At 71.3% G+C, this 12,176-nt stretch carries 9 protein-coding genes and 1 pseudogene; 7 read left to right on the plus strand and 3 right to left on the minus strand.

What is annotated here, in order from left to right:
- Positions 1-220: 220 nt before the first annotated feature.
- On the minus strand, positions 221-1,015 hold the full coding sequence (locus tag AB0M39_RS39510; RefSeq protein WP_365373272.1) for a VOC family protein: 795 nt from the start codon (positions 1,013-1,015) through the stop codon (positions 221-223).
- A gap of 231 nt (positions 1,016-1,246) precedes the next feature.
- Between AB0M39_RS39510 and AB0M39_RS39515 the strand changes: the two genes are divergently transcribed.
- Both AB0M39_RS39515 and AB0M39_RS39520 read left to right on the plus strand, forming a co-directional pair.
- Entirely contained in the window at positions 1,247-2,122 is an 876-nt protein-coding gene (locus AB0M39_RS39515) for a hypothetical protein (RefSeq protein ID WP_365373275.1), read from the plus strand.
- Positions 2,123-2,179: 57 nt separating this feature from the next.
- Positions 2,180-2,833 (plus strand): TetR/AcrR family transcriptional regulator, encoded by a 654-nt coding sequence (locus AB0M39_RS39520; RefSeq protein WP_365373278.1) that lies wholly within the window; start codon positions 2,180-2,182, stop codon positions 2,831-2,833.
- A 108-nt stretch (positions 2,834-2,941) separates the two neighbouring features.
- Here AB0M39_RS39520 and AB0M39_RS39525 read toward each other — a convergent pair whose 3' ends face one another.
- Together AB0M39_RS39525 and AB0M39_RS39530 are read right to left on the minus strand one after the other, a co-directional pair.
- Positions 2,942-3,814 carry an alpha/beta hydrolase gene (locus tag AB0M39_RS39525; RefSeq protein WP_365373281.1) on the minus strand — a complete coding sequence of 291 codons (873 nt, stop codon included), beginning with the start codon at positions 3,812-3,814 and terminating at the stop codon, positions 2,942-2,944.
- 166 nt (positions 3,815-3,980) lie between these two features.
- Positions 3,981-4,997: a multicopper oxidase domain-containing protein gene (locus AB0M39_RS39530; protein ID WP_365373284.1), complete on the minus strand. Its 1,017-nt coding sequence runs from the start codon at positions 4,995-4,997 to the stop codon at positions 3,981-3,983.
- Positions 4,998-5,192: 195 nt separating this feature from the next.
- On the opposite strand from AB0M39_RS39530, the gene AB0M39_RS39535 reads away from it, so the two are divergent.
- The 5 genes and pseudogenes from AB0M39_RS39535 to AB0M39_RS39555 form a co-directional block, all read left to right on the plus strand.
- Positions 5,193-7,676 (plus strand): ThuA domain-containing protein, encoded by a 2,484-nt coding sequence (locus tag AB0M39_RS39535; protein WP_365373287.1) that lies wholly within the window; start codon positions 5,193-5,195, stop codon positions 7,674-7,676.
- 65 nt (positions 7,677-7,741) lie between these two features.
- Positions 7,742-9,895, plus strand: a complete 2,154-nt coding sequence (locus AB0M39_RS39540; RefSeq protein WP_365373294.1) for a family 16 glycoside hydrolase — start codon at positions 7,742-7,744, stop codon at positions 9,893-9,895.
- 156 nt (positions 9,896-10,051) lie between these two features.
- On the plus strand, positions 10,052-11,083 hold the full coding sequence (locus AB0M39_RS39545; RefSeq protein ID WP_365373289.1) for a ketoacyl-ACP synthase III: 1,032 nt from the start codon (positions 10,052-10,054) through the stop codon (positions 11,081-11,083).
- On the plus strand, positions 11,080-11,832 hold the full coding sequence (locus AB0M39_RS39550) for a glycosyltransferase (RefSeq protein WP_365373291.1): 753 nt from the start codon (positions 11,080-11,082) through the stop codon (positions 11,830-11,832). Before AB0M39_RS39545 ends, AB0M39_RS39550 begins: the two co-directional genes overlap by 4 nt.
- 248 nt (positions 11,833-12,080) lie before the next feature.
- Positions 12,081-12,176 (plus strand): annotated as a pseudogene (locus tag AB0M39_RS39555) (2-aminoethylphosphonate ABC transporter permease subunit); the annotation flags it as partial.

Below are 12,176 nucleotides of genomic sequence, written 5' to 3' on the forward strand. Positions count from 1 at the left end.
TGTCATGGCGAGATCAGTCCCTCAGTGCTCGTGCTTCTTCGGGTTGTACGTGGGCTCCTTCACGGGAAGCTCAACCGCGATGGGGTCGGACTTCTAGCGGTCTCCTGCCAGGAGAGTTCCTGGTCGGCAATGGTGTTGATGTGCATGCTGCACACAGTGCCGCCCGCCGATAAACAGGCGATCAACGAGCGGTCAACGGACCAGCTCGCGGCCGCTCCCGCTACTCCGCGCGCTCCCCCTGCAGCACCGCGAACCTCGCTCCCGCGGGGTCCGACAGTTTCGCCGAGCGGCCCACGCCCTCCATGTCCGTCGGGGGCGTCCGTACCCTGCCGCCCAGCTCCACCGCCCTCGCGACCGTCGCGTCGCAGTCGGACACCGCGAAGTACGGCAGCCAGTACGGGCCGTCCGCCTCCTCCAGCGGGTCCGTCGCGAGCGGGACGATGCCGCCGAACATCGCGTCCAGGCCCGCCCCGCCCGGGTTGACCATCGTGTAGTCCGCGCTGCCGTCCGGCAGCGGCATCGTCGCGGTCTCCCAGCCGAAGACGTCCTGGTAGAAGCCGATCACCGTCGGGGCGTCCGGGGTGTACAGCTCCGCCCAGCACAGTGTGCCGGGGTCGTTCACCGCGTCCAAGCCTTTGTTCCGGCCAGGTTGCCAGATGGCGAAGCCGACGCCCGTCGGGTCGTTGAAGACCGCCATGCGGCCCAGGTCGAAGACGTCCATCGGCTGGAAGGCGACGGTCCCGCCCGCCCGTTCCACCGTCTTGGCCGTCGCCTCGGCGTCGGGCGACTGGAAGTAGACGGTCCAGCCCGGTCCGCCCTGCTCCGGCGGCGCCGCCATGCCGCCCGCGACCGTCCTGCCGTCAAGCTGGAACATGCCGTAGCCGGCCGCCTCAGGACCCGCCGACTGGAAGGTCCAGCCGAAGACGCCGCCGTAGAACCCCTTCGCCGCCTCCATGTCGGGCGTGCCGAGGTCGACCCAGTTCACAGAGCCGGTCACAAAACGGGTGCTGAGCATCGTGGGTTCCCTTCGACGTCCACGAGTCGACGTCCACGAGTCTGCTACCGATCCGGCCGCCTCGCAGCGCGTAACGCGTTGCGCGCGCCCCGGCCCGTCCGGCAGGATCTTGGGCCATGACGACCAGAAAGGCCCATGGCGCCTAGCCGCCCGCCCCTTCTGCCCTCGGCCAACGCGCCGCCGGACCCGCAGCCCCGCCGCCGTGTGTCCCGCCCCCTGCCGAGGAGCATCATGCAAGCCGTCCCTCTCCTTCCGTACGCCCGGCTCCCCCGCGCCCACGCGCGCCTGGAGTGCCTGTCCAGCACCGTCGACGCCGTCGGCCGCACGCACTGGCTGCTCGTCGAGGCGTCCCACGCCCCCGGCGACGGCCCGCACCGCGTCGGTCCGTACGACGCCGTCGTCGTGACCGTGGACGACGGCCGGGCGTACGAGACCGAGCTCAGCGCCGTGACCTCGCGGCACCCCCTCCTCGACGTCCTGCCCGACGGCGGTTTCGTCGTCGCGGACGCGCGCCGGGGAGTAGGGGACCATGTGCAGGTCTTCGACGCGCTCGGCCGCGCCTCGTGGACGTTCGCCGTCGGCGACGGCATCGAGCATCTGCTCGCCGACGAGTCCGGGGACCTGTGGGTCGGCTATTTCGACGAGGGCGTGGTCGGCGACGAGCTCAGCCGGCCGGGAGTCCGCCGCTGGTCGGCCGCCGGCGGGCCGCTCTGGGCGTACGACGGCGTGCCGGGGGCCGGCCGCATGGTGGACTGCTACGCGCTGAACGTGGACCGGCGCGCCGTCTGGGCGTATCCGCACACCGACTTCCCGCTGCTGGAGATCCGCGACGGCCGGCCCGTCACGGCGCGCACGACCCCGGTCCGGGGCGCGCGCGGGATCGCGGTCCACGGCGGTCGGGTCGCCTTCCTCGGCGGGTACGGGCAGGAGCGCGACCGTCTGGTGCTGTGCGAGCTCGCCGAGACGGCCGCCGAGCCCGTGTCGTACGGCGCTCTCGTGCGGCACGACGGCGAGCGGGTCGTTCCGCGCCGAGTGGTGAGCCGTGGCTCGCGCGTCTACGTCCAGGACGCATCGTCCCCGTCCTGGGGCGTATACGACCTCTCGTAAAGGCTGCCCCCGCCGGACAGATGTCCGCACGACCGTGCGTTCAGTACGATGGCGCCCATGGCAGCCCGTACCAGCACCCACACCGACGGACGCGTCGAGCGCGGCAACCAGACCCGGCGGCTGGTGCTCGAGCGGACGATGAGCATCGCCTCCGTGGAGGGTCTGGAGGGGCTCTCCCTCGGCCGTATCGCCACCGAGCTGAAGCTCAGCAAGAGCGGTGTCTTCGCTCTGTTCGGCTCCAAGGAGGAGCTCCAGCTCGCGACGGTGCGCGCGGCCGTCGACGTCTTCGTGGACCACGTCGTGCGCCCGGCCCGCGAGCTGCCGCCGGGCGCCGACCGGGTGTGGCGGCTGTGCCAGAACTGGCTGGCCTACTCATCGGGGCGGATCTTCGCGGGCGGGTGCTTCTTCTACGCGGTCAGCGCGGAGTTCGACGCCCGCAGCGGCCCGGTGCACGACGCCGTCGCCAAGACCCGTGACGACTGGACGCGGTATGTGGAGCGGACGCTGGACGAGGCGCGGCTCGCGGGCGGCCTCGATGCGGACCTCGACGCCGCGCAGCTCGCCTTCGAGGTCATCGCGCTGATGGAGGCCGCCAACGCCGCGTCTGTGATGCACGGCGACGCGAGCGCCTACACCAGGGCGGAACGCGGCATCCTCAGCCGGCTGCGCGCCGCGGCGACCGACCCGGCCGCGCTGCCCGACGGCCCGTAGGCCACGCTGCCCAACCGTCCGTAGCCCGCGCTGCCCGACGGCCCGTCGGCCGCGCCCCCTCATCGCCCCCGTCCGACTGCGTCCCCGCAAGACGCGCGGCAGACGGCGTCAGCCCACGCGCGCCTCGTCGCGCCCGGACACCGCGAAGTCCACCGCCTCGGCGATCACGTCCGGGTCGCCGAGGATCCGGCGGTGGCCGAGGCCGCGGGTGACGACGAGCCGGGCGCGCTCCCCATGGGCGTCCGCGATGACCCGCGACTGGGCGAGGGGCACCATCTCGTCGTCCTCGTCGTGGATGAGCAGCACGGGGACGGCCACCTCCTCGGGCCGGTACGCGACGCCGAGGCACCGCCAGACGTCCGGCTCCCCCGGGCACAGCACCCTCTCGATGTGGTCGCGCACCTGCCCCTTCAGCCGCTGGTGCAGCCCGAGTTCGGCGGTGAAGCCGTCCATGAGGTAGTCGAAGCTGCCGACTCCGCCTATTCCGACGATCCGGCGCGCCCTCACCTCGCCGCGGCGCAGCGCGAAGTAGGCGGCAAGGACTCCGAAGGAGTGCGCGACGACGGCCTCGAAGTCGCCGTGGCGGGCGTGCAACTGCCGGATGATCTGCCGGTATTCGACGATGTTGGTGGCCCGGCCCGTCGAGTCCCCGTGCCCCGGCGCGTCGAAGGCGACGGGGCTGTAGCCCTTGGCGCACAGCGCGGCGACGAAGCCGGAGAGTCTGGAGGCGCGCGAGGACCAGCCGTGCACGATCAGCACGGGCCGCTCGCCGTCTCCCCAGGCGTAGACGACCACCTCCTTGCCGTTCACGGCGAGGCTGTCGGTCCGCGCCAGGGCGAGCAGTTCGTGTTCGGAGGGCCGCGCGCGGCTGCGCCCGGCGGGCTTGACGAAGGCGGCGAACGCCATCCGGGCGGCGAGGCGCGGGGCGAGGCGGGACGTGGCGTTCAGGACGGTGCGAAGGAGCGGAGCCATGGGGTTCATACCCGGTTCTCCTCGGTCGGCCGATGAAGTGGCGGAAATATTAGCACGATCGTTCGCACACTTTTATGGCCGACAAAAACCGCGCCGGAGCCGAAGCCCCGCCGCGGCCAGAGACAGAAGGGAGCAACAGACGGAAGGGGGATGACAGCGTGACGGGAGCAGTCGGCTAGTGGCCGTGGCCGCCCGCGCTCGGCTTCGACCCCGCCCTCTCGCCCGCCGGATGGTGCGGATCGTGGCCCGGAATCGTGCCGTCCGGCTTTGCCACCAGGAAGAGGCTCGCCATCCCCATGTCCGAGTGGCTCTGCACATGGCAGTGGTACATCCACGCCCCCGCGCCCACATGCTCGCCCGCGACGATCTGGAAGCCGAAGGAGTCCGCCGGGCCCGTGATCTTGTTGTCGACGATCCGGCTGACGTCATCGGGGCCCGCCAGCAGGCCCGTTCGGTTGTCCGCCCAGCGGTGACCGTGCATATGGAAGGTGTGGTAGTACTCGCCGTGCGTGATCATGATGATCTCGACCCGGTCGCCCACCGTGGCCTGGAAGTTCGGACTCGCGCTCCCCGGCCTGTTGTTGATGGTCATGTCGTTGAAGACGACGGTGAACTGCTTGTCCGGCAGGACGTCGCCCTTCCTGCGCACCACCACGGGACCGTAGAGGCCCTTGCGGATGCCGCCCGTGCCGTGGTCCGTGCCGACCACATGGTCGTGGTAGTGCCAGTAGCCCGCGCTGCCCGGCCGCCATGTGCCGTCGGCGCGCCGACCCGGTGTGTGCGTGCGCCAGGTGTACGTACGCGTGGCGCCCGGCTCGACATGGCTTCTGCTGGACTTGGTGCCGTCGTTGGCGAAGTCGTAGTCCACGCCGTGGGCGTGCAGACTGACCGGCACGTCCATCGTGTTCTCGAACTCGATGTGGAGCGTGTCCCCTTCGTTCAGCTCGATCAACGGACCCGGGATCGTCGCCTTGCCCTTCTCCAGGCCGTAGCCCATCTGGCCGTCCGCCAGCTTCTCGGCGTACAGCCTGAGATGGCGCACCTGGCCGCCGGCGGGGGCAACCCTCAGCGCGCTCGCCGAAGAGGTCGCGGAGGTCGCAGTCGAGGCGGACGCCAGCGACAACGATGTCGCGCCGACCGCGCCGGCCGCGCTCCCCGCCAGCAGCCGTCGGTTGAAGCTCCGTCTGTCCATGCCGAACTCTCCACCCTTCTTTGGAGGTTGACGGGGCGCAGGCGACCCCGGGACGGCCACACGCTAGCCGGGTGATCTTCGTTTATCCACACCCAGGACAAAGTTTGTGCTTTCGGGGTCGTATCTCTTGGCGAACCACGAAAAGAGGTCTAGTTTCCAAGGCTGTTGTTGTGACCACAGAGGGGTGGGTGACCCATGCAGCGCGCACCACATCACCGGTCGAGATCCCGAAGCAGCGCTCTGGCGGCGGTACTCGGCGTCGGCGCACTGACCGCTTCCCTGCTCGGCTCAGGCGCCGTCGCCTCGGCCAAGCCCTATCCCGAGCCACCTGCGACAACGTTGTCCCTGCCATCGCCGCCGGGCGGCGAGAACGTACGCGTCCTCGTCTTCCACGCCTCGGCGACCGAGGAGTCGCCGACCGTCGACGCGGGCATCGCCGCGATCGAGAGCATCGGGCTGACCGGGCCCGCGGCCGGCCGGTTCAAGACGGAGGCCACGGACGACGGGGCGGTGTTCACGGACGCGGCCCGGCTCGGGAAGTACAACGCGGTCGTCTTCCTGACCGGCGGCGGCGATGTGCTCGACCCGGAGCAGGAGGCCGGCCTCGAGTCGTATCTGGAGGCCGGCGGCGGCTTCCTCGGCGTCCATGACGCGGCGCGAACGGAGCCGTACTCCGACTGGTTCACCGGGCTGATCGGCGCCCGGCCCGCCGGCGCCGCGAGCTCCGTGCAGCGCGCGGTCGTCGAGGTCGGCGACCGCCGGCATCCGGCGACCGCGTCGCTGCCGCTGCAGTGGAAGCGGCCCGACAAGTGGTTCAACTGGGCGACGAACCCCTCCGGCAGCGTGCACACCGTGGCGCGGGTCAAGGAGAGCTCCTACCAGCCCGCCGCCGGGGCCAACGGCTGGGACCACCCGGTCTCCTGGTGCCGCGACTACGACGGCGGCCGCTCCTTCTACACCGCCATGGGCGGCACGGTCGACAGCTTCGCCGAGACCGACTTCCGCGACCATCTGCGCGGCGCCCTCGCCTGGACCACCCGGCTGTCGCGCGCCGACTGCAAGGCCACGATCAACGCCAACTACACGGCCGAGCGCGTCACCCAGCCCAACCAGCCGGGACAGAACGACCAGATCGGCGAGCCGCACGGCCTGGTCGCGGCGCCCGACGGCAAGGTGCTCTACATCGGGCGCGGCGGCGCCGACTCGAGCAAGCCCGTCGTCACCGACTGGAACAACCCCGACATCGGCAAGGGCAGGGGCGAGATCCATGTGTACGACCCGAAGACGAGGAAGGCCGCCCTCGCCGGCGCGCTGACCGTCTTCGGGAACAAGGGCGGCGGCGACGAGCTGATCAAGAACGAGGAGGGCCTCCTCGGCATCGAGCTCGACCCGGACTTCATGACCAACGGCTGGGTGTATCTGCACTACACGCCCCATGCGCGGATCAACCGCGACACCCATATGGCCGAGCGGTACGTCTCGCGCTTCACGCTGGACCGCGCTGCCGACAAGCTGGACCTGTCGAGCGAGAAGGTGCTGCTGAAGTGGCCGGTGCAGATCCACAGCTGCTGCCACTCGGGCGGCGGGATGTCCTGGGACTCGAAGGGCAACCTCTACATCGCCACCGGCGACAACAACTCCTCGGGCTTCAGCGGCGGCTACTCGGGCAACAACCCGCAGCCCGCCTTCAAGGGCGTCTCCTTCGCCGACGCCCGCCGCACCGCCGGCAACACCAACAACCTCAACGGCAAGATCCTGCGGATCCACCCCGAGGACGACGGCACGTACACGCTGCCGTCGGGCAACCTCTTCACGGGCGAGGAGCCGGACGAGGGCGGCGGGAAGACCCGCGGCGAGATCTATGTGATGGGCGTGCGCAACCCGGCGCGCATCTACGTCGACAAGTCGACCGACATCCTCTACGCGGGCTGGGTCGGCCCGGACGCGGGCTCGCCGTCGACCACCTGGGGCCCGGCGAAGTACGACACGTTCGCCGCCATCACCCAGGCGGGCAACCACGGCTGGCCGTACTGCATGGGCAACAAGCAGCCCTACCGCGACCGCGCTCTGCCGGACCCCGGCAAGCCGCTGGGGTGGTACGACTGCAACGCCCCGAAGAACGAGTCGCCGAACAACGACGGCCTGGTGAACCTGCCGCCGGTCACGGCCAACACCATCTGGTACTCGCCGCAGGGCGGCGGCCCCGACTTCCCACGGGACGCGAAAGGCGTCCCCAGCTACAAGCTCGAGGAGCAGAAGCTGCTGCTGCCGTGGCTCAAGGGCGGCGGCCAGGCGACCATGAACGGCCCGGTCTACCGCTATGACGCGGCGGTCGAATCGGCCGCCAAGTGGCCAGCGTACTGGGACGGGAAGTGGTTCGTCGGCGACTTCTACGACGGCGACCAGCCGCGCCACGCGGTGCTCACCGACCCCAAGACCGTGGGCAAGGGCGGCATCCCGGTGCACGCCGAGTCGCTGAAGAAGATCGTCCCGGTGGGCGCGGACGGCATCCGCAACCTCATGGACTGGAAGTTCGCGCCGGACGGCTCGCTGTACGTCCTGGACTACGGGCGCGGCTTCTTCACCTCCGACTCCAAGTCCGCGCTGTGGCGCGTCGCGTACAAGGGCGGCGAGCCGACGCCGTCCGCGGACAGGCTGGCACGGAAGGCGGCGCGGTGAGAGCGACGAGAGCGGCGCGGCAGAAGGCCGCGAGCTTCTGGACGGCCCTGCTGGCCGCCGTGGTGATGATCACGGGCCTGACGTCGGCCGCCGCGTACGGCAAGGCCGACGACCGGCTGGCCGACCAGGTGCTGACCTGGACGGCGGGCGACGCCATCGACCGCTATCTCTCCTTCCCCGCCACGGCGGTGGCGGGCAAGGCCGTCGTCGTCTTCGAGAACAGCAGGGCGACCGGCAACACCACCGGCATGCCGCACACGCTGACCTTCGACGTCTCCGACCCGGAGTACAACAACGACGTCCCGCTGAACATCCTCGCCAATCCCAACGACGACAAGGGCGGCAAGCACACCGCCGAGGTCACCCTGACCCCGGGCCGCTACCTGTTCAAGTGCACGATCCCCGGGCACGGCGCCATGCAGGGGATCTTGAACGTCACCGAGGGCGGCGGCGAGGACACCACGGCGCCCGACACCTCGGCGAAGGTCGACGGCGACAAGAACGCCGACGGCGCGTACGTCGGCCAGGCCGCGGTGACCGTGTCGGCGACCGACGCGGGATCGGGCGTGGACAGGATCGAGTACGCGGTGGGGGCCGACGGTCCCTGGCGGCCGTACACCGCGCCCGTCGTCGTGAACACGGTGGGCACGCACAAGATCCGCTACCGGGCCGCCGACAAGGCCGGGAACGTCTCCGCCGAGAAGGCCGCGGAGTTCGCGGTGGTCGCCCCGCCGACCGACGACAGGACGCCGCCGGAGACGTCGGCGACGGTGAGCGGCGAGAAGAACGAGCAGGGGCAGTACCTGGGGATGGCCACGGTGACCGTGACCGCCTCCGACACCGGCTCGGGCGTCAACGCCATCGCGTACGCGATCGGGACGGGCGGCGACTGGCGGCCGTACACCGCTCCGGTGATGGTCCATGAACCGGGCACGCACAAGATCCGCTACAAGGCGACCGACAAGGCCGGCAACGCCGCCGCCGAGAAGGCCGTGGACTTCACGGTGGTCGCCCCGCCCGCCCAGGACAAGACGCCGCCGGTGACGACGGCCGGGGTGAGCGGCGAGAAGAACTCCGACGGCGCGTACGTCACCAGCGCCAAGGTGACGCTCACGGCGACGGACTCCGGAGCGGACGCCTCGGGCGTGGACAAGGTCGAGTACTCCCTCGACGGCGGTCCGTACCTCGTGTACACCGCCGCGGTCCTGGTGGACCGGGTCGGCTTCCACACCGTGCTGCACCGGGCGAGCGACAAGGCGGGCAACACCTCCGCGGCGAAGAAGGTCTCCTTCGCCGTCGCCGAGGGCGGCGGGGTCCCGGCGCCCGCCTGCCCCGAGTGGGACGAGCGGCTGACGGTGATCGTCGGCACGGTCGACACGGGCGTGCCGAACCGCGTCACGCGCGGCCGCTGCACGATCAACGAGCTGATCGAGGACGAGAAGGACTGGTCCTCGCACGCGCTGTTCCTCAAGCACGTGGACAAGGTGCTCGACAAGCTGCTCGCGGACAACGTCGTCGACGCGCGCGAGCGCAAGGCGGTCTACCGGGCGGCCAAGCAGTCCGGGATCGGCAAGCCGGGCCAGAACACCGGCTACCGCGATCTGTTCGACGGCACCCAGGCGACGTTCGGGAAATGGCAGCACGTGGGCGGCGGCGCCTTCGGCCTCAGCGGCGACGGCGCGATGACCAGCAGCACCACGGTCCCGGGCATGGGCATGCTGTGGTTCCCGCAGCGGCGGTACGGGGACTTCTCGCTGAAGCTCCAGTGGCGCGACGACGCCCCGGGCACCGGCAACGCCAACGGCGGCGTGTTCGTGCGCTTCCCCTATGTCCACGACAACCCGGAGGAGTCGCGTCCGGAGTGGGTCGCGATCAAGTACGGCCATGAGGTGCAGATCCTCGACCGTCCCGACGGCGACATGTACAAGTCGGGCTCGATCTACGGCTTCGACCGGGTGGGGCTCGGCGGCGCGGGAGCGACGCCGAAGGGCACATGGAACGACTACGAGATCAGGGTGGTCGGCCAGCACTACTCGGTGCTGCGCAACGGCGTGCTCGTCAACGAGTTCGACAACACCGGCGGCCAGGCGTTCACCCCGCCGCGCGGCGACGACCCGGGCACGGACGGCCGGCGGTACTCCTCCGGCTACATCGGGCTCCAGGTCCACGGCACGACGGACGTGATCTCCTACCGCAACATCAGGGTCAAGGAGCTGTAGCCTCCGGCCTCCCTCCAACCCCCCCTCCAGCCGGGGCCCGCCGTCCACGACGGCGGGCCCCGGCCTTCGCCATCCGGGCGGCTACTCACCTTCGCGCCCGAGAAGGTGAGCAGACCTACTCAGGCCGAATCGACTATGGCCTGAAATCATCACGGCATGCTCAAACACACGAGCGATCCGTCGTGGCGGGTCGGGATAACCGGCGTCGGCAGCGCGCTGCCGGACGCGGTGCTGACGTCGCAGGACCTGCAGCGCGAGGCGGTCCAGGCGTTCTCCGGCGCCGGCAAGGCCCTGCCGCCCACGCTGATCGCCCAGGCCACCGGCATCGACACACGCCGGATCGCGGCCGACGACGAGTACGCGTCGACGCTCGCCGTGCGCGCCGCCCGCCAGGCCCTGGCCTCCGCGTCCCTCGACCCGCACGACGTCGACCTGCTGCTCTTCGCCTCCGCCTCGCGCGACATGGCCGAGCCCGCCACGGCGCACATCGTGCAGGCCGAACTGGGCTCCAGGGCGCACGCCCTGGACGTCACCAACGCCTGCAACAGCTTCGTCAACGGCATCGACCTCGCCCGGACCATGATCCTGGCCGGCCGCGCCCGGCGCGCCCTGGTCGTCACCGGCGAGACGCCGAGCCGCGCGATACGCCGGGCGCCCGCCGACTTCGCCGCGTTCCGGGACGGCTTCGCCGGCTACACCTTCGGCGACGCGGGCGCGGCCGTCGTGCTGGAGGCCGTGGAGCGCGGCGGCATCCTCGACGTGGACACCGAGACCCGCTCCGAGCACTGGGAGGTCGGCGGCATCCCCGGCGGCGGCTCCCGGCATCCGCGCGGCGACGAGCACACCTACTTCCGCGGCGACGGCCACGAGCTGCGCGGCGTCTTCGAGAAGACGGGCGCCTCGGTCGTCGAACGGACCCTGCACCGCGCGCACATGGACTGGGACGGGTTCGCGAAGGTCCTGGTGCACCAGGTGACGGCGCCCTATCTGGAGCGCTTCACCGAGCTGACCGGGGCGCCCGCCGAGAAGCTGGTGGTCACCGTCCCCGAGCTCGGCAACATCGCCAGCGCGAGCATCGGGGTGCAGCTGCGGCTGGTGTACGAGGAGCTGGCGCCGGGCGACCGGGTGCTGTTCGTGGGACTCGGCGGCGGCATCAGCATCATGACGATGGTCTGGGAGAAGTCATGAGCGGACAGGACGCGCTGTGGGTGATCGTGCCCGCCCACCAGGAGGAGGCGCGAATCGCGGACACGCTCGACGCTCTCGCCGCGCAGCAGGACGGCGACTTCACCCTGCTCGTCGTCGACAACGGCTCCTCGGACCGCACCGGCGCCATCGCCCGGGACTTCGCGCGGAGCGCGCCGTTCCCCGTCGAGGTGCTCGACGAGCCCGAGAAGGGCGTCGGCTGCGCCGTGGACACCGGTTTCCGGTACGCGATCGGCCGCGGCGCGACCCTGCTGGCCCGTACGGACGCCGACTGTCTGCCGCGGCCCGGCTGGACGGCCGCCGCCCGCTCCGCGCTGGGCGGCGGCGCGGAGCGCATGGTGTGCGGCCGCATCGTGGCCCGCCGCGACGAGCACGGCCGGATCGGCCGGGGCGGCTTCGCGGTCCTGGTGTCGCTGGCCGCCCTCTTCGGCCGGCTGAGGCCCGCCCACGCCCGCAGGAACGGCTACCGCGCGCCGTACCGCATGCACGCGGGGAACAACATGGCGATCACCGCCGACCTGTATCTGGCCGCCGGCGGGATGCCGCGCCGGCCCTCGCCCACCGACCGGCTGTTCCTCAACCGGGTGCGGCGGCAGACCGACGAGATCGTGCGCGCGCGGGCCATGGTCGTGGAGAACTCCACGCGACGGCTGCGGGCGTACGGGATCAGGGGAACGGCCCGCTGGTATCTGGACCGGGGCAGCGGCGGGCGCGGGGACGACCCGCGCTGAACTCCGCCCCGCTCTCACGCCGTTCGGCCGCGCCCGCGCCGACGTACCGTCGCCTAACCCTGGATGGCATCGATGCTCGACCTTCTCGACCACGCGCTGCGCGCCGCGCCCGAGCGGCCCGCCCTGCTCGGCACGGCCCGCACCGGGCAGGTCCGGGTACGGGCGACGCGAGGGGAGCTCGCCGAGCTGGCCGACGCGTACGCCTCGTCGCTGTACGCGCGCGGCCTGCGCGCCGGGGACACCGTCGGATCGGCATGGCCAACGGCCTGTGGACCGACGTCACGGGCGCCGAGAGCGGCCCCTTCCACTTCCTCGCCACGCCCTGGGGCGTGCTCCTCGCGGAG

It is taken from the genome of Streptomyces sp. NPDC051907 (assembly GCF_040681075.1).
Taxonomy (GTDB): domain Bacteria; phylum Actinomycetota; class Actinomycetes; order Streptomycetales; family Streptomycetaceae; genus Streptomyces.